The organism is Mesorhizobium kowhaii (assembly GCF_003253745.1).
GTDB lineage: Bacteria > Pseudomonadota > Alphaproteobacteria > Rhizobiales > Rhizobiaceae > Mesorhizobium > Mesorhizobium kowhaii.
This window is the reverse complement of sequence record NZ_MZXV01000076.1, coordinates 153,113-175,511: the sequence shown is the minus strand read 5'-3', so window position 1 is coordinate 175,511 and position 22,399 is coordinate 153,113. Positions and strand designations below refer to the sequence as shown.

Here is a 22,399-nt window from a genome sequence, read left to right as displayed (position 1 = left end):
GCCATGCAATGGTGAAAGTCATCATACAACAATCTAATTTTTGTATGTTGACATTATTTCTTGCCGACCCTACCGATAGCGGCCCTGGGAGGATCGTCGTGGCACTGACCGATGCGGATTTGCTGTTTCCCGCCGAAGCGCATTCGCGCTCGATCGCCCGCGATCTCTATGCCGGGATCAAGGATCTGCCCCTCATCAGTCCGCACGGTCACACCGATCCGCGCTGGTATGCGCTGAACGAGCCTTTCCCGGATCCGGCGCAATTGCTCATCGTGCCGGACCACTACATTTTCCGCATGCTGTTCAGCCAGGGCGTCCGCCTCGAGGATCTCGGCGTCGCGACCTTGGACGGCGCACCGGTGGAGACCGACGGCAGGGCGATCTGGCGGCGCTTTGCCGAAAACTATTTCCTCTTCCGCGGCACGCCGACCCGGCTGTGGCTCGACCATGTGCTGGCGCATCTGTTCGGCATCGACGAACCGCTGACTGCCAGCACCGCCGACCGTCACTACGACACGATCGCAACCCTGCTGCAGTGGGAGAATTTCCGCCCGCGAGCACTGTTCGAGCGTTTCAACATCGAGGTCATCGCAACGACGGAAGGCGCGCTCGACGATCTCAAATGGCACCAGATGATCCGCGACAGCGGCTGGGAGGGCAAGGTCATCACCGCCTACCGGCCGGACGCCGTCGTCGATCCCGATTTCGAGGGGTTCTCGGCCAATCTCGACCGGCTTGGCGAGATCACCGGCTGCGACACCGGCAACTGGACCGGCTATCTCGACGCCCACCGGCAGCGGCGCGCCTTCTTCAAAAGCTTTGGCGCGACCTCGTCCGATCACGGCCATCCGACGGCGGAGACCGCCAATCTTTCGGATGCGGCGGCCGAGGAGCTGTTCAATCGTGTCCGTCGCGGCTCGGATGACGAGCGCGAGCGAAAATTGTTCCGCGCCCAGATGCTGACCGAAATGGCCAAGATGAGCTGGGATGACGGGTTGGTGCTGCAGATCCACCCCGGTTCGTGGCGCAACCATTCGCCTTCTATTTTCCAGAAGTTCGGCCGCGACAAGGGTTTCGATATCCCGACCCGAACCGACTATGTGACGGCGCTGAAGCCGCTGCTTGACTGTGTCGGCCTGGAACGGGACCTGACGATCATCCTCTTCACGCTCGACGAGACCAGCTATGCGCGCGAACTGGCACCGCTAGCCGGCACCTACCCGGCGCTGAAGCTCGGGCCGGCCTGGTGGTTCCACGACAGCCCGGAAGGCATGCGGCGCTTCCGCGAGATGACCACCGAAACGGCCGGCTTCTACAACACCGTCGGCTTCAACGACGACACCCGCGCCTTTCCATCCATACCGGCGCGTCACGACGTGGCGCGGCGGGTCGACTGCGCGTTCCTGGCGCGTCTCGTCGCCGAGCATCGGCTGCGCGAGGACGAGGCGCATGAGCTGGCGCGGGAGCTTGCCTACACGCTTGCGAAGAAGGCGTACCGGCTCTGAGCCGGGCGATTCGGTTTATAAAAGGGAGGAAGTCATGTTGCATTTTTCTAAGTTGACCGCAGCCACGTTCGCCTTCGGCTCACTGCTGGTCGGCATTGCCAATGCCGACACCGTGCTGCGCTCGGCTGACACGCACCCGGACGGCTATCCGACGGTCGAGGCGGTCAAATACATGGGCGACCTGATCAAGCAGCGCACCAATGGCCGCTATTCGGTCGAGGTCTATCATTCGGCGCAGCTCGGCGAGGAGAAGGACACGATCGAGCAGACGCAGACCGGCGTCATCGACCTCAACCGTGCCTCGATGGGGCCGTTCAACGGCATCGTGCCTGAAACCGCGGTGCCATCGCTGCCCTACATGTTCCGTTCGGTCGAGCAGATGCGCCACGTGATGGACGGACCGATCGGCGACGACATCCTGAAAGCCTTCGAGGCGCATGACCTCGTCGGCCTCGCCTTCTACGATTCCGGGGCGCGCTCCTTCTACAACACCAAGAAGGACATCACCTCGATCGCCGACCTGAAGGGCATGAAGTTCCGCGTCATCCAGTCGGACGTGTTCGTCGACATGGTCAATGCGCTGGGCGCCAACGCCACGCCGATGGCCTATGGCGAGGTCTATTCGGCACTCGAGACCGGCGTCATCGACGGCGCCGAGAACAACTGGCCGAGCTTCGAATCCGCCAAGCACTATGAGGTCGCCAAGCACTACACCACCGACCAACACCAGATCGTTCCGGAAGTGCTGGTGATGTCGAAGGCGAGCTGGGACAAGCTTACGCCGGAAGACCAGGCGATCGTCCGGCAAGCGGCCAAGGACAGCGTCGTCAAGATGCGCGAACTGTGGGACGCGCAGGAGAAGAAGTCGCGCGATCTCGTCGAGAAGGCCGGCGTCAAGGTCAGCGAGATCGACAAGCAGCCGCTGATCGATGCCATGAAGCCGGTCTATGACAAGTATCTGTCGACACCCGAGCTGAAGGACCTCGCCGCCCGAATCCAGGCAACCAAGTAGGCCGGTTGCGGGGCCGGGCTCTGCGCCCCGCCCCGCGCCGTTCCTAGCAAGCATCGGGAGGACCGGATGGCGACAGGATCGGTAAAAAGCGAGACGCAGCCGATGGCGCGCGTCAGCGCCGTTCTTTCCAGGATTTGCGATGGCGCGCTGTATCTGGCGGGCATCGGCATGGTCGCGATGACCGCGCTCGTCGCCTACCAGGTGTTTTCTCGCTTCGTGCTCAATTCGTCACCGAGCTGGACCGAAACCAGCGCCATCATGCTGATGAACTGGTTCATCTTCCTCGGTGCCGCGGTCGGCGTGCGCGAGAACTACCATATGGGGTTCGACGTGCTGCTCTATGTCCTGCCGAAGGGCAGCAAAGGCGCGCTGCGCATGCTTTCCGACCTGATCGCGCTCGGCTTCGGCTTCGGCATGGTCTGGTACGGCTGCAAGCTGGTCGGCCTGACCTGGCACACCATCATTCCGGCGCTCGAACTGCCCGGTGGCTTCGACTATCTGCCACTGGTCGCCGGCGGCGTGCTGATCTGCCTGTTCTCGGCGGAGCGCATTGCACAGCGCTGGTCAGGCTTGGATATCGACAAGGATATCAATCTCGAAGACGTGCCGGAAATGCCGGCGGTTCAGGAGGCCTAGATGGAACTCTGGATCCTGTTCGGCGTCTTCACGCTGCTGATGTTTGCCGGCACGCCGATCGCATTCTGCCTCGGTGCCGCATCCTTCGGCACGGTGCTCTATCTCGGCCTGCCGCCGCTGGTGGTGTTCCAGCAGTTGAAGTCGGGCATGTCAGCGTTTTCGCTGATGGCGATCCCGTTCTTCATCTTCGCCGGCGATCTGATGGTGCGCGGCGGCATCGCGCAACGCATCGTTTCCTTTGCCGGCTCACTGGTCGGCCATGTCCGGGGCGGGCTCGGCCAGGTCAACATCATCGCCGCCACGCTGTTCGGCGGCATTTCCGGCTCGGCGGTGGCGGAAGCGGCGGCCGTCGGCGGGCTGATGATTCCGCAAATGAAGGCACGCGGCTATGGTGCGGACTACGCCGTCAACGTCACCTCGATGGCGGCGTTGATCGCGCTTCTGTTGCCGCCGTCGCAGAACATGATCATCTATTCGATCGCCGGCGGCGGCAAGATCTCGATCGCCGACCTGTTCACCGCCGGTATCCTGCCCGGCCTTTTGTTCGCCGCCTCACTGATGGTCACCGCCTATTTCGTCGCCCGCAGCCGCGGCTATCCGGTCGAGCAGTTCCCCGGCTTCGCGCGCGTCGGCCAGCTGGCGGTCATCGCCGTTCCCGGACTTCTTTTGATCGGCATCATCTTCGGCGGTGTCCGCTCGGGCATTTTCACGGCGACGGAAAGCTCCTGCATCGCCATCCTTTACGCCTTGCTGGTCACCGTCTTCGTTTATCGCTCGATGGCCTGGGGCGATTTCGTCCATGCCACCAAGGGCGCCGTGCGCACGACGTCGATGGTGCTGCTCATCATCGGCACGGCGGCCTCCTTCAGCTGGCTGATGGCCTATCTCAAGGTGCCGGTGCTGCTGATTGCCGGCATGAACGCCATCTCCACCGACCCGCTGGTCGTGCTCTTGCTGCTCAACGTTCTGATGCTGCTGCTCGGCACCTTCATGGACATGGGGCCGATGATCATCATCTGCACGCCGATCTTCCTGCCGCTGGTCACGCATTATGGCGTTGACCCCGTGCATTTCGGCGTCATCACCATCCTCAACCTCGGCATCGGGCTGAACACGCCGCCGGTCGGCACGGTGCAGTTCGTCGCTTGCGCGGTCGGCAAGATCACGGTGTGGGAAGCGATGCGCTCGATCTGGCCGTTCTACGGCGCGAGCCTCGTGGTTCTCGGGCTTGTGACCTATATTCCGGCCATCTCGCTCTGGTTGCCGAGCGTGTTCAAATAGAGGGCGATATGGCATCGGATACCGCAACCGACCTCAGGGTCGAGAGAAAACCAAAACTGTCGGAGACCGTCGTCGCGGCGATCCGCAAGCAGCTTCAGGCGGGCGAGATCCTGCCCGGCCACAAACTGCCGACCGAAGGCCAGTTGACCGAGACCTTCGGCGTCAGCCGCACCGTCATCCGCGAGGCTTTGGCCAAGCTTGCCGCCGACGGCCTGGTCGAGCCGCGCCAGGGTGCCGGCGTCTTCGTCACCGAGCACATCTCAACGATGTTCGGCGCACTTGCCGCCGACATGGGCAGCAAGGATTCGATCGCGCTCAACGTGCTCGAGGTGCGCCTGGCGATCGAGATCGAATCGGCCGGGCTCGCCGCCATCCGCCGCAACGCCGCGCAGGAGGCGGCGATCCAGGAAGCCTTCTTCGAATTCGAACGGCTGCTGCTCGCCTCAGAGCCGACCGGTCCTGCCGATCTCGCCTTCCATCGCGCCATCGCCAGCGCCACCAACAATCCCTTCTATGTCGAGATGCTCGACGTGCTCGGCCGGCGCGCCATTCCATGCGACGTGACCTCGCCCTGGTCGACCGAGCTGGTGCAATCCGACAGCTACCAGCGCGGGCTGCAGCGCGAGCATCTGGTGATCCTCAACGCGATTACATCAGGCGATGCCGAAGCCGCGCGCGAGGCGATGCGCGCGCATCTCACCGCCAGCCAGCAGCGCTATCGCGAGCGCCTGCATGCAAGGCAGGTTTTTTATGCCAGTTCGGTCAAGGCCGCTGGCGGCGAATGACCCATCTCAAGTCAGGACAGCAATGAGCCAGAGCCATACCGACTACACATCGCGCTTTGCCATCGACCCGGTCGCCGCCGCAGCGATGGGAACCGACGAACTGCGCCACAATTTCCACATCGTAGATCTGTTCCAACCCGGCCGTATCAGCCTGACCTACACCCATTACGATCGCATGATCGTCGGCGGCGCCCTGCCGACTGACGCACCACTTCAGCTGGAGGCGATCAAGCCGACCGGGACCAAGGATTTTCTCGACCGCCGCGAGCTGATCGCCGTCAACATCGGTGGCGCCGGTGTCATCGAGGCCGGCGGCCAACCTCATGAATTGCAGGCGCGCGACATGCTCTATCTCGGCATGGGCAGCAAGGATGTGTCGTTCGCCTCGGCGGACAAAGCCGTGCCGGCTAAATTCTACCTGCTCAGCGCGCCGGCGCATCAGGCCTGGCCCAGCCGGCTGATCCGCATCGGCGACGCCAAGCGTCTCGATCTCGGCAGCAAGGATAGCTGCAACGAGCGCTCGATCTTCCAGTTCATCCACGCCGAGGGCGCAAAAACCTGCCAGCTGGTGGTCGGCATGACGCAGCTGGCGCCGGGCTCGGTGTGGAACACCATGCCGTGCCATGTGCATGACCGGCGCATGGAGGCCTATCTCTATTTCGACTTGGCCGGAACGGCGCGTGTCTTCCACTTCATGGGCGAGCCGGACGAAACGCGCCATATCGTCATGGGCAATGAGGAAGCGGTGCTGTCGCCGGGCTGGTCGATCCATTCGGGCGCCGGCACCTCGAACTACGCCTTCATCTGGGCGATGGCCGGCGACAATGTCGACTATACCGATGTCGACCCGGTGGCATTGGACGAATTGCGGTGAGCGACCTTTCTGCCTTCAGCCTGGCCGGCAAACGCATTCTCGTCACCGGCGCCAACACTGGCATCGGCCAGGGCATTGCCGTCTCGATCGCTCGTGCTGGCGGCGTGGTGATCGGCGTCGGCCGTTCGTCGATGGACGATACGGCAAGCAAGGTCGCCGCCTTCGGCGGGCAATTCGAGGCGGTGAGCGCCGACCTTGCCGACACGGCATCCGCCGGCCCGATGCTGGACCGGGTCTGGGACGAAAGCGGCCCGCTCGACGGGCTGGTCAACAATGCCGGCATCATCCGGCGCGCCGATGCCGTCGATCTCAGCGAGACCGACTGGGACGACGTCATCGACGTCAATCTGAAGACGGTCTTCCTGCTCTGCCAATCCTTCGCCAGACGCGCGCTTGCCGGTGGACGCCAGGGCAAGATCGTCAACATCGCCTCGGTGCTGAGTTTCCAGGGCGGCATCCGCGTTGCGTCCTACACCGCCTCGAAACATGGCGTGCTCGGCATCACCCGGCTGCTCGCCTGCGAATGGGCGGCAAAGGGCATCAACGTCAACGCCATCGCGCCCGGCTATATCGAGACCAACAACACGCAGGCATTGCGTGCCGATCCCGACCGCAGTGCCGCCATCCTGGGGCGTATCCCGGCCGGCCGCTGGGGCGAGCCGGGGGACATTGGCGACGCCGCCGTCTTCCTGCTGGCGCCGGCGTCGAACTACATGCATGGCGCGGTGGTGCCGGTGGATGGCGGCTGGCTGGCGCGATGAGGAGATGGTGATGACTGAGCCGAAGATTTTCGCGCATGCCGGCGAAAGCGCCTGGACGGCGACGCCGGATGGCAACAGGCGGCGCGTTCTCCTGCACACCGATGAATTGATGATGGTCGAATTCGGCTTCGACAAGGGTGGCGTCGGCGCCCTGCATTCGCACCCGCATGTCCAGGCAAGCTACGTCGCCGAGGGCCGCTTCGAGGTGACCATCGACGGCCGGACCGAAATCCTCGCGGCCGGCGGCAGCTTCATCGTGCCGTCCAATCTGGTGCACGGCGTCAAGGCACTGGAAGCGGGGCGGCTCGTTGACAGTTTCACGCCCCGCCGGGCCGATTTCTTGCCTAGTCTAGACTAGCCAGGCTGGGAGATCGAGCGCGGGCGAATGACCCGCGCCCCAAAAGAGGCGCGGGTTGTTGCCTGGGCGTTTGTGGCGCCGCGGTACTCAAGACATGACCGCAGATGTGAAGCCTGCCGCATCATGGTGAAGATAGGCTTAACGCGCCGTACAACCGATGGCTGTCCTCTGTCAGGTGATGTGCCGGAGCAGGCTGAAAATCCGCTCGAACGTCTTGCCGTAGGGCGGACGCAGCAAGCCTCCCGCGCTTAGCCGCGACTGCAGGAAAACCGGCTTCTCCTTGCTGAAGGTGCGGAAACCCCATTCGCCGTGATAGGCGCCCATGCCGCTGGCGCCGACGCCGCCGAAGGGCTGGTTCTCCTGCACCAGATGCAGCATGCAGTCGTTGATGGTGACGCCGCCGGCGATCGTCTCGTGCAGGATGCGCTGACGGTTGCCGCCGTCGCGCCCGAACCAGTAGAGCGCCAGCGGCCGGTCCGCGCGGTTCACATGGTCGATCGCCTCGTCGACTGTGGCGTATTCGACGATCGGCAGCACCGGGCCAAAAATCTCTTCGCGCATCAGCCGCAGGTTCGGGCCAGCATTGCGGACCAGGGTCGGTAGCAACTTCCGGCTGGCCGAGCCCAACTCCTCGCCGGCCGGGTTGATTTCGACGACATCGGCGCCGGCATCGCGGGCTTCCGTGATCATGTCGCGCAGGCGCTGGTGATGCCGCTCGCTGATGATGGCGGTATAGTCGGGATTGTCGCGCAAGGTCGGGTAGAGCCGCGCTATCGCCGTCGCGAGCTTCGCGGCGACGATGCCTGCCTGTCCCTGCGGCACCAGCAGATAGTCCGGCGCGATGCAGGTCTGCCCGGCATTCAACAGCTTGCCATAGGCGATGCTGGCTGCTGCCGCATCGAAGTCGCAGGATGGATCGAAGATTGCCGGCGACTTGCCGCCGAGTTCGAGCGTGACCGGGGTCAGGTTGGCGGCAGCGGCGATCGCGACCTGGCGGCCGACCGCGGTCGAGCCGGTGAACAGCAGGTGATCGAAAGGCATCGAAACGAAGGCCTTTCCCATCTCCGCATCGCCGGTGATGACGCTGAGTTCGTCCGCTGCGAAATGCTCGTCGGCCAGTTGCGCCAGCAACGCCGAAAAAGCCGGCGTCAGTTCGGACGGCTTGACGAGCACGCGATTGCCGGCGGCAAGGGCCGCGGTTACCGGCCCGACAGCGAGCTGGAAGGGATAGTTCCATGGCGACACGATCCCGACGACACCGAGCGGCTGCGCGACGAGACGATTTCTGCCGGGCAGGAACGGCATGGTGGTGGCAACGCGGCGCTCGCGCATCCAGCTCCTGAGATGGGACAGCGCATGGCGGATGCCGGCGCGGACGACAAACAGTTCCGCAAGGCGCGTCTCGTGCGCAGAGCGGCCACCAAAGTCGGCGTCGATCGCCGTGCAGATATCTGCCTCATGCCGCTCGGTCAGTGCCAGCAGGCGCTTCAGACGGTCCTTGCGGACGCCAATGTCCGGGAAAGGCTGCGCCTCGAAGGCGGCACGCTGCAACTGGAACCGCTCGCCGAGAGCATCCTGTCTGGTCTGCAGCATCGCGCCCTCCCTGGCCCTGTCGGGCCAAGCTTACATCGCAGCGGGTGGAGGAATCCAGCGAGGTGCCGGTGTCGCAGGGGAAGGGACAGGCTCCGGCTGCGTTCGCGGTGCGAGCGGCCTGTTCCTGTTGTGGTCCGATGACGGCTGCGCTAAGGCAAGGTGCCCATGCGGAGAGTCGTTTTGATCGGTTTCCACATCCTCTCCAATCCACCAAAAATCAACTCAGGCCCGGTGTCCGACTGATGCAGGCACAGGCAGCGAGCGTCCTGGCCGAAGATCCCAAGCGGCGCGTCCTGAAGGACGTTTTCGGCTTTGACGATTTTCGTCCCGGCCAGGCCGACGTCATGGATGCGCTGCTGGCCGGGCGTCATGTGCTGGCTGTCATGCCGACGGGTGCGGGCAAATCGCTTTGCTACCAGGTTCCGGCGCTGGTTCTGGGCGGGCTGACCATTGTCGTTTCGCCGCTGGTCGCGCTGATGCAGGATCAGGTCGCCGCCTTGCGCCTTGCCGGCGTCGCCGCCGATACGATCAATTCCTCGATCGACCGCGAGGCCAATGTCGCCGCCTGGCGCCGCGTTGCGGCGGGCCAGACGCGCCTGCTCTATCTTGCGCCGGAGCGGCTGATGACCGAGCGGATGCTCGACGCGCTGGCCAGGCTCGACGTCAGCCTGATTGCTGTCGACGAGGCGCATTGCATCTCGCAATGGGGACCGGCGTTCCGGCGCGAGTATGAAGATCTGTCGCGGCTGCGCGGCATCTTCCCCAACGTGCCGATCATCGCGCTGACGGCGACGGCGGACGAGAGTACGCGCACCGACATCGAGGCGCGGCTGTTTGCCGAGCGCGTCGAAACCCTGGTGCTGGGCTTCGACCGGCCGAACATCAAGCTTGGCATCGAGGCCAAGCAGGACAGCAAGCGGCAGTTGCTGCGCTTCGTCGAGCGTCACCCCGGCCGCAGCGGCATCGTCTACTGCCTGTCGCGCAAGAAGACGGAAGAGATGGCGGCCTTCCTCGAGAAGAACGGCGTCACCGCGCTCGCCTACCATGCCGGCATGAGCAAGGACGCGCGTGATGCGAATCAAAACGCTTTCATGACCCTGTCCGGCGTGGTCATGGTGGCGACCATCGCCTTCGGCATGGGCATCGACAAGCCTGATGTCGCCTATGTCTTCCACACCGATATGCCGGGCAGCCTGGAGGCCTACTACCAGGAGATCGGCCGCGCCGGCCGCGACGGGCGGGAGGCGGAGGCGCATATGCTGTTTGGCCTTGGCGATATCCGCATGCGGCGGCTGTTCATCGACGACGAGGATGCGCCGCCGGAGCACAAAAGGCGCTCGCATGGCCGGCTCGACACGCTGATCGGCTATTGCGAAACGGCGCAGTGCCGCCGCCAGGTGCTGCTTGGCTATTTCGGCGAGGAAGCCTCGCCTTGCGGCAATTGCGACACCTGCCTCGACCAGGCGCCGCGCGCCGATGGCGGGATGGAGGCGCGGATCATCCTGGCGGCGATGGCGCAGAGCGGAGAACGCTTCGGTGCCGGCCATGTCATCGACATTCTGCTCGGCCATGAAACCGAGAAGATCCTCGCCAGGAACCACCAGAGGCTCGCCAGCTTCGGCAGCGGACTGGCGCACAAGAAGGATTTCTGGCTGTCGCTGATTCGGCAGCTCGTCGCGGGCGGGTTCCTGTCGCCGGATCCGGGCGGCCATGGCGGCCTCGCCATTGCCGAAAAGGGCCATGCGCTTGGCCGTGGCGAAATGCCGTTCCACTACCGCGTCGAGGTGCGCAGCCGCGCCTTGCGCGGCAAGATGCGTTCCGCCCAGGCCGCGGACATGGAAGGCGTGGATGCCTCGCTGCTGGCCGCGCTCAAGTCATTGCGGCTGCGGCTTGCCAAGGAGCGCCAGGTGCCGGCCTATGTGGTGTTCTCCGACCGCACGCTGATCGACATGGCCGAGCGCTGCCCGCGCGATCTCAATGCCTTCGCCGAAGTGAATGGCGTGGGTGCCGCCAAGCTCAAGGAATTTGGCCAGGTTTTTCTGAGCACGATTGCAGGGCATCAATCGGATGGCTCGGCTTGAGGGCCAAGAGTAGCGCTTGACGACCATCCTACCAGAAGGTAGGTTAAGCCATGAGCAACTTGTCGACCACCTCTGACGACATCCTGGCTTGCGCGCGTTCTCTGATCGTCGCTGGCGGCTACAACGGTTTCAGTTATGCCGACATCGCTGATGTGGTCGGGATTCGTAAGGCGAGCATCCACCACCATTTCCCGAGCAAGGTCGATCTGGTCCGAACGCTGGTTGCGCGGTATCGGGAAGAAGCTGAAGTGGGGATGGCGAATCTTGAACTTCAGGTATCCGATCCGCTCGAACAGCTTCGGTTCTACGCTGGGTATTGGGAAGCCTGCATTGCGGACGCCAGCGCTCCGTTTTGTGTCTGCGCGCTGCTGGCAAGCCAGCTCCCCGTTCTGCCCGAGGAAGTTGGCCTGGAGGTCCGGGCGCATTTCCGCTCCCTGTCAGCGTGGCTGACATCCGTGCTGGAGCGCGGCGCGCGGCACGGCCAACTTCAACTGATGAGTACCCCTCGTGCCGAGGCTGAAGCGTTCATGGCGACGGTTCACGGCGCGATGCTTTCGGCGCGGGCCTATGGCGATCCGAAGATATTCAGCATCGTGACAGGCCCGCTCTTGCAGCGACTCGCTCCGGCATCCCTCCAGATACGGTCCTAGATCTCAAACAACCATAGCCGTAATCGCTCCGCGACGTTCGTCGAGAGCCCCTACCTACTAGTTGAAAGGACAATCCAATGACAGTTCACAATGGCGATCTTTCTCGCGCCAGCCAGGAACAATGGCTCAAGCTCTATTACTTCGCTCGGACGGCGTTCTCGGCTGCCTGGGTGGCTGCTGCCTTCACGGTGGGACAGCATTCCTGGGTGATCGCGGCGGCTTTACTGGTGGCTTATCCCGCATGGGATGCCGTTGCCAATTTTGTCGACGCATCGCGCAGCGGAGGGTTGGGACAGAATCGCACGCAGACTATCAACGTCGTGGTCAGTGTGGCGACAACGCTTGCGGTGGTTCTCGCGCTGAAGATGAGCATGAATTGGGTGCTCGGGGTGTTCGGCGTATGGGCGATCCTGTCTGGTCTGCTTCAACTCGGCACCGCAATCCGCCGTTGGAGGAGCTATGGTGCGCAGTGGGCGATGATCCTGAGCGGAGGGCAGTCAGCGCTGGCAGGCACGTTTTTCATCGTGCAGGCGCGGATGCCGATGCCGCCATCCATCACCAACGTGGCCGGCTATGCCGCGGTAGGCGCTCTCTACTTCCTGGTTTCGGCGGTGTGGCTGAGCGTGAGCCAATCGCGGCGGAAGGCTGCGTAGGCCCGCCATCATCGGCTTGACAGCCCAGATCATCCACCTCCGTAGGCACGGGAAGACTGCGGCGGGACAGGGGTCCAAGAGCAACCTGATCCGACCTTGGTGGCGATCTCTAGCTCTGGCGTAAAATTGGATACCCTGGGCGTGCCCGGTTTTGTTCAAAGATGGCGGAGAGGGAGGGATTCGAACCCCCGATGGGCTTGCACCCATGCCGCATTTCGAGTGCGGTGCATTCGACCACTCTGCCACCTCTCCGCGGTCATGGTCGGCCGTTGCCGGCGCGGCGCACTAGATAACGGCTGAACGGGCAGGTTACAAGGCCAATCCGCGAGTTATTTGGCTTCCCGGACAAGCGACGGATTCGCATTGGTGTTTGCGGTCAAGCCCACGCAGATTTCCGGCCACCACGCCTGCCGACGACGGCAACGCTGTGCAGTCATGCTGCTATGGCCAGATGCTACCGAGCTAATAACGGTCTCGGCAACGGCTTCGCCTTGACTCACACTCAACCTTCGGTTAGGGACAGCGCGCAATCGGCGTGGAGGGTTCTTCCGCGCCGCTTGTTTTTTGAACCCGCAGACTGACAAAAAGACGGCCGAACCGCCAGAGGCGGTTCATCAAGGCCGACCGAACAGCGAAAGGCAAAAAATGTTCGCAGTCATTAAAACGGGTGGCAAGCAGTATCGCGTTGCCGCCAACGATCTCCTGAAGATCGAAAAAGTCGAAGCCAATGTCGGCGATATGGTCGAGATCGGCCACGTTCTCGCGCATGGCGAGGGCGAGAATGTCACGTTCGGCGCGCCGTTCGTCGATGGCGCGGTTGTCACCGCCGAAGTCGTCGAGCAGGGCAAGAACCGCACCGTCATCGCTTTCAAGAAGCGCCGCCGGCAGAATTCGCGCCGCAAGATCGGCCATCGCCAGCTTTTGACCACCGTGCGGATCTCGGAGATCCTGCTGGGTGGTGCCAAGCCGACGAAGACGGCAGCCGTCAAGGCGCCGAAGAAGGAAGCCAAGGCAGAGGCCGTGACTGAAGCGACGGCGGAAGCCGCGCCGAAGAAGGAGCCCAAGGCCAAGGCAGCCGAGACCGCGGCAGCGCCGCTGTTCAAGGCGCCGAAGGGCGAGCCGGACGATTTGACCGTGATCAAGGGCATCGGCCCGGTCGCAGCCAAGGACCTCGCCGAGCAGGGCATCATCACCTTCGCCCAGCTCGCCAAGCTGACCGACAAGGATGTCGCCAAGATCGACGAGCACATGCCCTTCAGCGCCGACCAGATCAAGGACTGGCGCGAGCAGGCCAAGGAATTGGCGGCGAAGTAATTTTCCGGCGATCAGGTCGCCGGAATCGGACTTGAAACGGAACGCGAACGCGTTCATAAGGCCTTTTAGGCGCCTTGCGGCGCAACGGAGTTAGTTAGATGGCACACAAGAAAGCTGGCGGCTCGTCGCGCAACGGTCGCGACTCGCATTCCAAGCGTCTGGGCGTGAAGAAGTTCGGCGGCGAAGCCGTCATCCCGGGCAACATCATCATTCGTCAACGCGGCACCACCTGGCATCCCGGCGTCAATGTCGGCATGGGCACGGACCATACCCTTTTTGCGCTCGAGACCGGCGCCGTGACGTTCAACAAAAAAGCCAACGGCCGAACCTACGTATCGGTCAACCCGATTACCAAAGCCGCGGAGTAGCCGGTTCCGCACTAGAACACCGGCGCCCATCTCGGGAACCGGTGTCTGGCAAAGCCAGGAAAAGGATCAGGGGAGATGGGTTTCCATCTCCCCTTTTTCTTGGCCTGGAGGACTTTCAAATGGTTGCCGAAGCGGAAGACACCGACGACGAAAGTTACGCGATAGACTGCCCGGTCCTGGTCACCGAGCGGCTGGTGATGCGAGCGCCCCGCGAAGACGACATTCCGCAACTGGTCGAGCTTGCCGACAACCGTCATGTCGCCGAAATGCTGGCCCGCATGCCGCACCCCTATGGCGAGGCCGAGGGACGCGCCTTCCTTGCCATGGCGAAGTCGCGCCGTGCCGGCATTGTCTATGCCTTGACGCTGGCCGGTACCGACACCTTCGTCGGCTGCGCCGGTCTCAACACCACCGATCGCGGGCTGGAGCTCGGCTACTGGATCGGAGAGCCTTACTGGAAGAAGGGCTATGCGACGGAAGCCGCCCACGCGCTGGTCGACCTCGCCTTCCAGAAGACGTCGATCCAGGTGCTGCATGCCTCGACGCGGGTCATCAATCCGGCCTCGCGCCGGGTGATCCACAAATGCGGCTTCCAGTATGCCGGCCAGGGCATGCTGAACTCGATCGTCGCCGGCCAGGTGCCGGTCGAGCGCTACCGGCTCGACAGGAAGACCTGGACCAGCCTCCGTAACTGGGTGCATTTTTAGGTGTATCGATATTCAGGTGAGGCCGGCCTGCAAACGTTGGTTTTCTGTGCTTCCGGTGCTCACGTACTTTAGTACGCTCCGCTCCGGTTCTCGAAAACCACCGTTTTCGGCTCGGCCTGACCTGAATCTCGATGCACCTCGGCGCATGGGTCGAACAAGTGAAGGTCGGTTGCGGACCAAAGATGAAGGTCAGCCCAGTTCGACCCACACCGGCAGGTGGTCCGAACCGACGGCCTGCCGGTCGACCCACAGACGCTTCAGGGATTTGGCAAGCGAAGCGCTGGTGAAGACATAGTCGATGCGCTTGTGACGGCTGGCATTGGCGGGCTGTTTGGGGTCGACCCAGCTGACCAGGTCGTCGCCGGCGACGTTGAGGCGCATGGCGGCATCGACGGCAAAGTCGGCGGTCAGCGGCATGCCGAATTCATGGTCCGGCCGGCCGGCGAGTTCGACATATTCGGGTGAGCCGGCCAGCATGTTGAAATCGCCCATGCCGACAAAGGCTTCGGGATGGGGCAATTCCGGCAAGCCGATCTCGGCGACGCCGGACAAGGCGCCGCCTTCGAGCGCATAGTTCAGCATGCGCTGGCGCAGGAACTGGATCTGGCTGGCGCGTTCGACCGGGCTGCGGTGATCGAGATGGATGGAATAGAAGCGGATGAAACCAAGCGGCGTCTCGATCAGCGCTTCCAGCGCGCCGCGCTGGAAATTCATCATCTCGAAGCTGCGGCTGCGCGGCAAAAGCAGGTTGCGCGACAGATGAATGGGTGTCTTCGACAGCACCATATTGCCGAGCTGGAAGGTCGTGGTGATGGCGCGGCCGTTGTCGATGCGCGACCCGATATTGGCCTCGAAATTGCTGCCATAGACGGCGAAATAGTCGGGCAACGCCTCGCCGATCTCGGCGACCATGTCGCGGCCGCCGTTCCTGGGATTGTTGCGGGTCACCTCCTGCAGCGCGATCACGTCGGCGCCGCGCACGGCATCAGTGATGCGCTCGACACTGTACTGCCCATCAAGGCCGATGCCGTACTGGACGTTGTAGGTTACAAGCTTCATTCCGACACCCCCTCCGGCCAACCCCACGCGGCCATTGTCACAAAACGGCCTCGCCCTTCGCCGCGCCTTGGTTTAGAGCAAGGCCGAAGGTTTAGAGCAATGCCGCAAAGCCACTAGCAGAAACTGCACACGCCATGAAATTTCTCGATCAAGCCAAAGTCTACATACGCTCCGGCGACGGCGGTGCCGGTTCGGTGTCGTTCCGGCGCGAAAAATTCATCGAGTTCGGCGGACCGGACGGCGGCGATGGCGGCCGTGGCGGCGATGTCTGGCTGGAAGCGGTCAACGGGCTGAACACGCTGATCGACTATCGCTACCAGCAGCATTTCAAGGCCAAGACCGGCGTCCACGGCATGGGCCGCAACATGACCGGCGCCAAGGGCGCCGACGTCACGCTGAAAGTGCCGGCGGGAACGCAGGTGTTCGAGGAAGACAACGAGACGCTGATCTGCGACCTGACCGTGGTCGGCCAGCGCTTTCTGCTGGCCAAGGGCGGCAATGGCGGCTTCGGCAACCAGCATTTCAAGACCTCGACCAACCAGGCGCCGCGCCGCGCCAACCCCGGCCTGCCGGGAGAGGAGCTCAATATCTGGCTGCGGCTGAAGCTGATCGCCGACGCCGGGCTGGTCGGGCTGCCCAATGCCGGCAAGTCGACATTTCTGGCCGCGGTCACCGCGGCCAAGCCGAAGATCGCCGATTATCCGTTCACCACGCTGCATCCCGGTCTCGGCGTCGCCCGCATCGATGCGCGCGAATTCGTCATCGCCGACATTCCTGGTCTCATCGAAGGCGCGCATGAGGGCGTCGGCATCGGCGACCGCTTCCTCGGCCATGTCGAGCGCACGCGCGTGCTGCTGCACCTGGTCTCGGCGCAGGAGGAAAACCCGGGCAAGGCCTACAAGACCGTGCGCGCCGAACTCGACGCCTATGGCAACGGCCTGACCGACAAGGTGGAGATCGTGGCGCTTTCCCAGGTCGACACGCTCGACGCCGATGCGCGCAAGAAGAAGGTCGCGTCGCTGAAGCGCGCCGCCGGCCGTGCGCCGATGCTGTTGTCGGCGGTCACCGGCGAAGGCGTCGAGGCGGTGCTGCGGGCGCTGATGGCGGTGGTGGCCGAGGCGCGTGCGCAGATATCGGCCCCTGTCGAGACGCGCTGGGACAAGTAAGGCCATGCAGTCGCTGAAGACATACCGACGCATCACCGTGAAGATCGGCTCGGCATTGCTGGTCGACCGCGCGACCGGCCTCAAGCGCGACTGGCTGGCCTCGCTCGCCGACGACATTGCCGTGCTTGCCCAGGGTGGTGCTGAAATCCTCGTCGTGTCGTCCGGCGCCATCGCGCTTGGCCGCACCATCCTTGGATTGGGCAAGCGGGCCTTGAAGCTCGAGGAAAGCCAGGCGGCGGCCGCTGTTGGACAGATCGCGCTCGCCGGCGCCTGGTCGGATGCGCTCGGCAAGGGCAGCCTGAAATCGGGCCAGATCCTGCTGACGCTCGGTGACACCGAGGAGCGCCGCCGCTACCTCAACGCGCGGGCGACGATCTCGACGCTGCTCAAGATGAAGGCGGTGCCGGTCATCAACGAGAACGACACGGTGGCGACCTCCGAAATCCGCTATGGCGACAATGACCGGCTGGCTGCGCGTGTCGCAACGATGATGGGCGCTGACCTTTTGGTGCTGCTTTCCGACATTGACGGCCTCTATACCGCGCCGCCGGCGCGTGACCACAGCGCAAAGTTCATTCCGCTGGTCGATCGCATCACCCCGGACATCGAAGCGATGGCGGGCGCGGCTGCGTCCGAACTGTCGCGCGGCGGCATGCGGACAAAGCTCGATGCCGGCAAGATCGCCACCGCCGCCGGCACTGCGATGATCATCACGTCGGGCACGCGGTTGTCGCCGCTGATGGCGATCGAGCGCGGCGAACGCGCCACCTTCTTCCGGCCGAGCAGCAATCCGGTCAAGGGCTACAAGACCTGGATCGCCGGCCAGCTCGAACCCGCCGGCCGGCTGACGGTCGATGCCGGCGCCATCGGCGCACTGCTGTCGGGCAAGTCGCTGCTGCCGGCCGGCGTCAAGCTGGTCAGCGGCAATTTCTCGCGCGGCGATACGGTGGCGATCCTGTCGCCCGAGGGCCGCGAGATCGCGCGCGGGCTGGTTGCCTATGATGCCGCCGATGCCGTAAGGATCGCAGGCCTGAAGACGGCCGAGATCGAGACGGTGCTTGGTTATGAGGCGCGTTCGGCGATGATCCACCGCGACGACCTTGTGGTGAGCCATTCTGGTGACCAAGTACGGGCCGGTGACCAAATACGGGCGGGTGACGAAGTATCGAGCGGAGGATGAGCCATGCTGAAGCTGCATGAAAAATCCGGGGATGACACGGTGGCGCTGATGGCCGATATCGGCCGCCGCGCCCGCGCTGCCGCCCGGCCGCTGGCCATCGCCACGACCGCCGCCAAGAACGCCGCCCTTGTTGCCATGGCCGAGGCGATCGTCGCCCGGGAGCAGGAGATCCTCGACGCCAACGCCATCGATGTCTTGAATGGCGAGCAATCCAGGCTTTCCGCTTCGTTCATGGACCGGCTGAAGCTCAATCCGGCGCGCATCCGTGCCATGGCCGACGGCATCAGGGAAATCGCCGAACTGCGCGATCCGGTCGGCGATGTCATCGCCGCCTGGGACCGGCCGAACGGCCTGCATATCGAACGCGTGCGCACGCCGCTCGGCGTCGTCGGTGTCATCTATGAGAGCCGGCCGAACGTCACGGCGGATGCCGGCGCGCTCTGCCTCAAGGCCGGCAATCCGGTGATCCTGCGCGGCGGTTCGGATTCGCTCAATTCGTCGGCGGCGATCCATGCCTGCCTGGTCGAGGGCCTTAAGGCCGCCGGCCTGCCGGAAGACGCCATCCAGCTGGTGCCGACCACCGATCGCGCCGCCGTCGGCGAGATGCTGAAAGGCCTTGCCGGCACGATCGACGTCATCATTCCGCGCGGCGGAAAAAGCCTTGTCGGGCGGGTGCAGACCGAGGCGCGGGTGCCGGTGTTCGCCCATCTCGAAGGCATCTGCCATCTCTACATCGACCGTTCGGCCAAGCGCGACATGGCGGTCCAGATTGCCGTCAACGCCAAGATGCGGCGCACCGGCGTCTGCGGTGCCGCCGAAACGCTGCTGGTCGATCGTGCTGTTGCCTCCACGCATCTGGTGCCGATCCTCGACGCCCTGCGCGCCGCCGGCTGCGAGATCCATGCCGATGCCGAGGTGCTGAAGGCATTTTCCGACGCCAAGCCGGCCACTGATCTCGACTGGGTGACCGAATATCTCGATGCCATCATCGCGGTGAAGCTGGTCGATGGCGTCGCGGGCGCGATCGAGCATATCGAGACGTTCTCCTCGCACCACACCGAGGCGATCGTCGCCGAGGACGCGCGGGCCGTGGAAAAGTTTTTCAACGAGATCGATTCGGCGATCCTGCTGCACAATGCCTCGACGCAGTTCGCCGATGGCGGCGAATTCGGCATGGGCGCCGAGATCGGCATCGCCACCGGCAAGATGCATGCGCGCGGGCCGGTCGGCGTCGAGCAGCTGACCTCCTTCAAATACCGCGTGCGCGGGTCGGGACAGGTGAGGCCTTGAACGCTGATCTTACCCTCCCCCTTGTGGGGAGGGTGGCGAGCATAGCTAGCCGGGTGGGGGAATAACGCTGAACTCTACGACACCCCCACCCGGCTCCGCTTCGCGGATCGACCCTCCCCACAATGGGGAGGGTAAGGAACTCATTTCCTCCCGCTATCTCAAAATGCCGCATGCCGAAAAGGGGCTCGCTGTCGGCCTGTTCGGCGGCTCGTTCAACCCGCCGCATGCCGGCCACGCCCTGGTCGCCGAGATTGCGCTCAGACGCCTGGCGCTCGACCAGTTGTGGTGGATGGTGACGCCTGGCAATCCGCTGAAGAACACGCGCGAACTGGCGCCGCTCGGCGATCGATTGCAACTGTCGGAACATATCGCCAAGAACCCCAAGATCAAGGTCACCGCCTTCGAAGCGGCGCATCATGTCCGCTACACCGCCGATACGCTGGCGCTGGTCAAGGCGCGCAATCCCGGCGTCGATTTCGTCTGGATCATGGGCGCCGATAGTTTGCGCGATTTCCATCGCTGGCAACGCTGGCGCGAGATCGTCATGACCTTCCCGATCGCCGTCATCGACCGTCCGGGGGCGACACTGTCGTTCCTGTCATCTGTCGTCGCCAAGACCTTCGACTATGCCCGCGTCGACGAAGGGGATGCGCCAAGGCTCGCCCGCATGAAGGCGCCGGCCTGGACCTTCATCCACGGTCCGCGCTCGTCGCTGTCGTCGAGCGCGATCCGCAAGCTGGCCGAGGGGTAGCGTCCGCGCGGATTTCCCTTCTCCCCCTGGGGGAGAAGGGAAGATCGGCCATGTCGCTTTTATCGCTCCCTTTGCCCGTTTCATGGGCAATCCTGAGCGGGCATGTCGATTCCCAGGAAAAACCGCACCGAAGCCGGGCAGGGCGATGAGCCCACGCCGCTGATCGCGATTGCCAGCGTCATCGCGTCGATGGCGCTGATCGCCGTCGGCAACGGGCTGATGTTTGCCTATATCCCGGTCCGGCTCGGCGCCGAGGGCTTCGATCCGACCTGGGCCGGGTTGATCATCACCGGACTTTCGGCTGGCGGCCTCGCCGGCTGTATCCTGACCGGACCGCTGGTGCGAAGGGTCGGCCATGCCCGCGCCTTCATGGTGTTGTCGGCGCTGATCGCGCTGGCCAACGCCGCCGTCGGCGCCGGCCCGCATCCGCTGATTTGGATCGCGGCCCGCGCGCTCTACGGCTTTGCCATATGCGGCCTGTTCATCGTCGCCCAGAGCTGGCTGAACGATGCCGTTGCCAATGCCATCCGCGGCAGGGTGATGGCCTTCTTCTACGTTGCCTATGTCGCCGGGCTCGGCGTCGGCTATGCGACGCTGGCTCTTGTCGACATCAGAACCGCGGACGCGCCGCTGATCGGCATCGTCTTCACGGCGCTGTCGATCCTGCCCGTGGGGTTGACCAGGCTTGCCCAGCCGCCGGCACCGCAAGCAGCCTCCGTGGCGCTCGGCCGGGCCTGGCGGATTTCGCCGGTCGGCGTTGCCGGCATGCTTGCCGTCGGTGGCCTGTCGATGTCGATCGCCGGCTTCGCGCCGATCCATGCCACGGCCAAGGGCTACAGCCAGGCAGACGTCGCCCTGCTGCTTTCGGCGATGCCGGTCGGCACGCTGATCCTGCAGATACCGCTCGGCTGGATTTCCGACCGCACCGACCGCCGCTATGTGCTGATCGCCGCAGCCGCGCTCGCCGCGGCGGCAGGGATGTTTGCGCTCGGTTTCGACGGCGGCGCGCTGGCGGCGCTGGTGGTGATCTACATCGTCTGGGATGGCGCCTCGGAATCGATCTATTCGCTGGCCAGCGCGCATGCCGCCGACCGCGCCGGCAAGGACGACATGGTGGCGCTGTCCAGCTCGCTGTTGTTCGCCTGGTCGCTTTCGGGCTTCATCGTGCCCGGCATCGTCACCGCGCTGTCAGCCGTCTTCGGGACACAGGCCTTCATCTATGTGGCGATCGTCATCGCCTGCGCCTTCTGCCTGTTCGTGCTTTTGCGCGTGGTGACGACGCAGGCTGTTCCCGCCGCCGAAACCGGCAGTTTCGCGCCGATGACGGCGCAGGCGCCCTTGCCGGTCGAACTCGCCTTCGCGCCAGACGAACAGGCCCGGCACAGAAGCAATTGATTATTGCCGGCGGGCTTCCTGCGCAGGCGCTTCGGGTGGCGGCAGCGGGATCGATATGCCTTCTGCGTCGAATTCCTGCTTGGCGCGCTTGGTGAGGTCGGCCTGGGTGGCGAAGAAATCCGCCGACGATGTCCAGTAGCGCAGTGAAATCGAGACGGTACTTTCGCCAAGAGTCGCCACGAAAGCGATCGGCGCCGGATCGCGCTTGACCCGGCGCTCGGCGACCGCAATGGCAAGCAGGGTCTTCTGGGCGCGGTCGATGTCGTTCCAGGAGCCGATCGAGAGCGTGATGTCACCGCGGCGCACGCCGTTGCGCGAGAAGTTGCGCACCGGCTGGTTCCACAGCGTTGAATTGGGCGCCAGGATATAGACGCCGTCGGCGGCCCTGAGCCTGGTGGCAAAGAGGCCGATCTCCTCGATCGAGCCGGCAATCGAACCGACCTCGACGGATTCGCCGATGCGGAACGGCCGCAGCGCCAGAAGCATGATTCCGGCGGCGATATTCTGCAGCGTGCCTTGCAGCGCCAGGCCGATAGCGAGACCGATGGCGCCGATCGCGGCGATGATCGACGCCGTCTGCACGCCGAACTGTCCGAGCACCATGATCGTGACGAGGATCAGGATGGCATAGCGGACGATCTTGGAGAAAAAGTGCCGCAACGTCGCGTCGAAACCGTGGATATGGCCGAGGCCGGCGAAAATCGAGCGTTCGGCAAGTCCGGCGACGATATAGCCGCCAACCAAAAGGATGACGGCACCGATGGCCGAGAAGGCGTAGGAAACGATCAGCGTGCTCAGCTGCGCGAGGCCGGCCTGGACGGTCAGAAGGGCGTTTTGAGGGTCGATCGGCATTGGGAAAATCCGGTTGGTCGGTGAGCCGATAACCCATGCGGACGGCCATGGTTCCGATCTTTTCGCGCATGCGGCGGAACCGGGGGGCCGACAATACGTTCGTGCGCGACAGGGCGCCGTCTTGAAAC

At 64.0% G+C, this 22,399-nt stretch carries 22 protein-coding genes and 1 tRNA gene; 19 read left to right on the top strand and 4 right to left on the bottom strand.

Annotated elements, in window-relative coordinates:
• The first annotated feature begins 44 nt into the window (after nucleotides 1-44).
• From uxaC to B5V02_RS34335, 8 genes are all read left to right on the top strand, one after another.
• Complete coding sequence (gene uxaC, locus B5V02_RS34370; protein ID WP_167458788.1) at nucleotides 45-1,505, top strand: glucuronate isomerase; 1,461 nt, start codon at nucleotides 45-47, stop codon at nucleotides 1,503-1,505.
• A 34-nt stretch (nucleotides 1,506-1,539) separates the two neighbouring features.
• Nucleotides 1,540-2,517 (top strand): TRAP transporter substrate-binding protein, encoded by a 978-nt coding sequence (locus B5V02_RS34365; RefSeq protein ID WP_111548391.1) that lies wholly within the window; start codon nucleotides 1,540-1,542, stop codon nucleotides 2,515-2,517.
• 66 nt (nucleotides 2,518-2,583) lie between these two features.
• On the top strand, nucleotides 2,584-3,153 hold the full coding sequence (locus B5V02_RS34360; protein ID WP_167458787.1) for a TRAP transporter small permease: 570 nt from the start codon (nucleotides 2,584-2,586) through the stop codon (nucleotides 3,151-3,153).
• Nucleotides 3,154-4,434 (top strand): TRAP transporter large permease, encoded by a 1,281-nt coding sequence (locus B5V02_RS34355; RefSeq protein ID WP_111548390.1) that lies wholly within the window; start codon nucleotides 3,154-3,156, stop codon nucleotides 4,432-4,434.
• A gap of 8 nt (nucleotides 4,435-4,442) precedes the next feature.
• Nucleotides 4,443-5,219: a FadR/GntR family transcriptional regulator gene (locus B5V02_RS34350; RefSeq protein WP_111548389.1), complete on the top strand. Its 777-nt coding sequence runs from the start codon at nucleotides 4,443-4,445 to the stop codon at nucleotides 5,217-5,219.
• 22 nt (nucleotides 5,220-5,241) lie between these two features.
• The gene (gene kduI, locus B5V02_RS34345; RefSeq protein WP_111548388.1) at nucleotides 5,242-6,093 is read left to right on the top strand and encodes a 5-dehydro-4-deoxy-D-glucuronate isomerase; all 852 of its coding nucleotides are present in this window, start codon (nucleotides 5,242-5,244) and stop codon (nucleotides 6,091-6,093) included.
• Nucleotides 6,090-6,854, top strand: a complete 765-nt coding sequence (gene kduD, locus B5V02_RS34340; RefSeq protein WP_111548387.1) for a 2-dehydro-3-deoxy-D-gluconate 5-dehydrogenase KduD — start codon at nucleotides 6,090-6,092, stop codon at nucleotides 6,852-6,854. Before kduI ends, kduD begins: the two co-directional genes overlap by 4 nt.
• 10 nt (nucleotides 6,855-6,864) lie before the next feature.
• Nucleotides 6,865-7,212 carry a cupin domain-containing protein gene (locus B5V02_RS34335; RefSeq protein ID WP_111548558.1) on the top strand — a complete coding sequence of 116 codons (348 nt, stop codon included), beginning with the start codon at nucleotides 6,865-6,867 and terminating at the stop codon, nucleotides 7,210-7,212.
• Between the two features lie 171 nt (nucleotides 7,213-7,383).
• On the opposite strand, the gene B5V02_RS34330 is transcribed toward B5V02_RS34335, so the two are convergent.
• Nucleotides 7,384-8,805 (bottom strand): coniferyl aldehyde dehydrogenase, encoded by a 1,422-nt coding sequence (locus B5V02_RS34330; RefSeq protein ID WP_111548386.1) that lies wholly within the window; start codon nucleotides 8,803-8,805, stop codon nucleotides 7,384-7,386.
• Nucleotides 8,806-9,047: 242 nt separating this feature from the next.
• Between B5V02_RS34330 and recQ the strand changes: the two genes are divergently transcribed.
• The 3 genes from recQ to B5V02_RS34315 all read left to right on the top strand — a co-directional run bounded on the left by recQ (nucleotide 9,048) and on the right by B5V02_RS34315 (nucleotide 12,189).
• Nucleotides 9,048-10,886, top strand: a complete 1,839-nt coding sequence (recQ, locus tag B5V02_RS34325) for a DNA helicase RecQ (RefSeq protein ID WP_111548385.1) — start codon at nucleotides 9,048-9,050, stop codon at nucleotides 10,884-10,886.
• 50 nt (nucleotides 10,887-10,936) lie between these two features.
• Nucleotides 10,937-11,536, top strand: coding sequence for a TetR/AcrR family transcriptional regulator (locus tag B5V02_RS34320; protein WP_111548384.1), 600 nt, complete (start codon nucleotides 10,937-10,939; stop codon nucleotides 11,534-11,536).
• A 77-nt stretch (nucleotides 11,537-11,613) separates the two neighbouring features.
• Complete coding sequence (locus B5V02_RS34315) at nucleotides 11,614-12,189, top strand: DUF308 domain-containing protein (RefSeq protein ID WP_111548383.1); 576 nt, start codon at nucleotides 11,614-11,616, stop codon at nucleotides 12,187-12,189.
• 162 nt (nucleotides 12,190-12,351) lie between these two features.
• On the opposite strand, the gene B5V02_RS34310 is transcribed toward B5V02_RS34315, so the two are convergent.
• Nucleotides 12,352-12,441, bottom strand: a tRNA-Ser gene (locus tag B5V02_RS34310).
• 393 nt (nucleotides 12,442-12,834) lie between these two features.
• Between B5V02_RS34310 and B5V02_RS34305 the strand changes: the two genes are divergently transcribed.
• The 3 genes from B5V02_RS34305 to B5V02_RS34295 all read left to right on the top strand — a co-directional run bounded on the left by B5V02_RS34305 (nucleotide 12,835) and on the right by B5V02_RS34295 (nucleotide 14,578).
• Nucleotides 12,835-13,503: a 50S ribosomal protein L21 gene (locus B5V02_RS34305; RefSeq protein WP_111548557.1), complete on the top strand. Its 669-nt coding sequence runs from the start codon at nucleotides 12,835-12,837 to the stop codon at nucleotides 13,501-13,503.
• A 98-nt stretch (nucleotides 13,504-13,601) separates the two neighbouring features.
• Entirely contained in the window at nucleotides 13,602-13,871 is a 270-nt protein-coding gene (rpmA, locus tag B5V02_RS34300; protein ID WP_015315190.1) for a 50S ribosomal protein L27, read from the top strand.
• 119 nt (nucleotides 13,872-13,990) lie between these two features.
• Nucleotides 13,991-14,578, top strand: coding sequence for a GNAT family N-acetyltransferase (locus B5V02_RS34295; RefSeq protein ID WP_111548382.1), 588 nt, complete (start codon nucleotides 13,991-13,993; stop codon nucleotides 14,576-14,578).
• Nucleotides 14,579-14,767: 189 nt separating this feature from the next.
• Here B5V02_RS34295 and B5V02_RS34290 read toward each other — a convergent pair whose 3' ends face one another.
• On the bottom strand, nucleotides 14,768-15,637 hold the full coding sequence (locus B5V02_RS34290) for an endonuclease/exonuclease/phosphatase family protein (RefSeq protein WP_111548381.1): 870 nt from the start codon (nucleotides 15,635-15,637) through the stop codon (nucleotides 14,768-14,770).
• 134 nt (nucleotides 15,638-15,771) lie between these two features.
• On the opposite strand from B5V02_RS34290, the gene obgE reads away from it, so the two are divergent.
• The 5 genes from obgE (at nucleotide 15,772) to B5V02_RS34265 (ending at nucleotide 21,419) form a co-directional block, all read left to right on the top strand.
• Nucleotides 15,772-16,803 carry a GTPase ObgE gene (obgE, locus tag B5V02_RS34285; RefSeq protein ID WP_111548380.1) on the top strand — a complete coding sequence of 344 codons (1,032 nt, stop codon included), beginning with the start codon at nucleotides 15,772-15,774 and terminating at the stop codon, nucleotides 16,801-16,803.
• Between the two features lie 4 nt (nucleotides 16,804-16,807).
• Nucleotides 16,808-17,983 carry a glutamate 5-kinase gene (proB, locus tag B5V02_RS34280; RefSeq protein WP_111548379.1) on the top strand — a complete coding sequence of 392 codons (1,176 nt, stop codon included), beginning with the start codon at nucleotides 16,808-16,810 and terminating at the stop codon, nucleotides 17,981-17,983.
• Between the two features lie 3 nt (nucleotides 17,984-17,986).
• Entirely contained in the window at nucleotides 17,987-19,273 is a 1,287-nt protein-coding gene (locus tag B5V02_RS34275; protein ID WP_111548378.1) for a glutamate-5-semialdehyde dehydrogenase, read from the top strand.
• A 163-nt stretch (nucleotides 19,274-19,436) separates the two neighbouring features.
• Nucleotides 19,437-20,024, top strand: coding sequence for a nicotinate-nucleotide adenylyltransferase (locus tag B5V02_RS34270; protein WP_111548377.1), 588 nt, complete (start codon nucleotides 19,437-19,439; stop codon nucleotides 20,022-20,024).
• A 102-nt stretch (nucleotides 20,025-20,126) separates the two neighbouring features.
• A complete protein-coding gene (locus B5V02_RS34265; protein WP_111548376.1) occupies nucleotides 20,127-21,419 on the top strand; it encodes an MFS transporter in 1,293 nt (430 codons plus the stop codon).
• Here the strand turns inward: B5V02_RS34265 and B5V02_RS34260 are convergent, their stop codons facing one another.
• Nucleotides 21,420-22,271 carry a mechanosensitive ion channel family protein gene (locus tag B5V02_RS34260; protein WP_111548375.1) on the bottom strand — a complete coding sequence of 284 codons (852 nt, stop codon included), beginning with the start codon at nucleotides 22,269-22,271 and terminating at the stop codon, nucleotides 21,420-21,422.
• Nucleotides 22,272-22,399 lie beyond the last annotated feature (128 nt).

Bases quoted from the DNA above. Each gene is read 5' to 3' on its own strand.
- recQ (WP_111548385.1), top strand. From the start codon at position 9,048: ATGCAGGCACAGGCAGCGAGCGTCCTGGCCGAAGATCCCAAGCGGCGC.
- B5V02_RS34265 (WP_111548376.1), top strand. From the start codon at position 20,127: ATGTCGATTCCCAGGAAAAACCGCACCGAAGCCGGGCAGGGCGATGAG.
- B5V02_RS34295 (WP_111548382.1), top strand. From the start codon at position 13,991: ATGGTTGCCGAAGCGGAAGACACCGACGACGAAAGTTACGCGATAGAC.
- B5V02_RS34350 (WP_111548389.1), top strand. From the start codon at position 4,443: ATGGCATCGGATACCGCAACCGACCTCAGGGTCGAGAGAAAACCAAAA.
- B5V02_RS34305 (WP_111548557.1), top strand. From the start codon at position 12,835: ATGTTCGCAGTCATTAAAACGGGTGGCAAGCAGTATCGCGTTGCCGCC.
- B5V02_RS34315 (WP_111548383.1), top strand. From the start codon at position 11,614: ATGACAGTTCACAATGGCGATCTTTCTCGCGCCAGCCAGGAACAATGG.
- B5V02_RS34335 (WP_111548558.1), top strand. From the start codon at position 6,865: ATGACTGAGCCGAAGATTTTCGCGCATGCCGGCGAAAGCGCCTGGACG.
- B5V02_RS34260 (WP_111548375.1), bottom strand. From the start codon at position 22,271: ATGCCGATCGACCCTCAAAACGCCCTTCTGACCGTCCAGGCCGGCCTC.
- B5V02_RS34275 (WP_111548378.1), top strand. From the start codon at position 17,987: ATGCTGAAGCTGCATGAAAAATCCGGGGATGACACGGTGGCGCTGATG.
- B5V02_RS34360 (WP_167458787.1), top strand. From the start codon at position 2,584: ATGGCGACAGGATCGGTAAAAAGCGAGACGCAGCCGATGGCGCGCGTC.
- B5V02_RS34330 (WP_111548386.1), bottom strand. From the start codon at position 8,805: ATGCTGCAGACCAGACAGGATGCTCTCGGCGAGCGGTTCCAGTTGCAG.
- B5V02_RS34355 (WP_111548390.1), top strand. From the start codon at position 3,154: ATGGAACTCTGGATCCTGTTCGGCGTCTTCACGCTGCTGATGTTTGCC.
- kduI (WP_111548388.1), top strand. From the start codon at position 5,242: ATGAGCCAGAGCCATACCGACTACACATCGCGCTTTGCCATCGACCCG.
- B5V02_RS34290 (WP_111548381.1), bottom strand. From the start codon at position 15,637: ATGAAGCTTGTAACCTACAACGTCCAGTACGGCATCGGCCTTGATGGG.
- uxaC (WP_167458788.1), top strand. From the start codon at position 45: ATGTTGACATTATTTCTTGCCGACCCTACCGATAGCGGCCCTGGGAGG.
- rpmA (WP_015315190.1), top strand. From the start codon at position 13,602: ATGGCACACAAGAAAGCTGGCGGCTCGTCGCGCAACGGTCGCGACTCG.
- B5V02_RS34365 (WP_111548391.1), top strand. From the start codon at position 1,540: ATGTTGCATTTTTCTAAGTTGACCGCAGCCACGTTCGCCTTCGGCTCA.
- B5V02_RS34320 (WP_111548384.1), top strand. From the start codon at position 10,937: ATGAGCAACTTGTCGACCACCTCTGACGACATCCTGGCTTGCGCGCGT.
- obgE (WP_111548380.1), top strand. From the start codon at position 15,772: ATGAAATTTCTCGATCAAGCCAAAGTCTACATACGCTCCGGCGACGGC.
- B5V02_RS34270 (WP_111548377.1), top strand. From the start codon at position 19,437: ATGCCGCATGCCGAAAAGGGGCTCGCTGTCGGCCTGTTCGGCGGCTCG.
- proB (WP_111548379.1), top strand. From the start codon at position 16,808: ATGCAGTCGCTGAAGACATACCGACGCATCACCGTGAAGATCGGCTCG.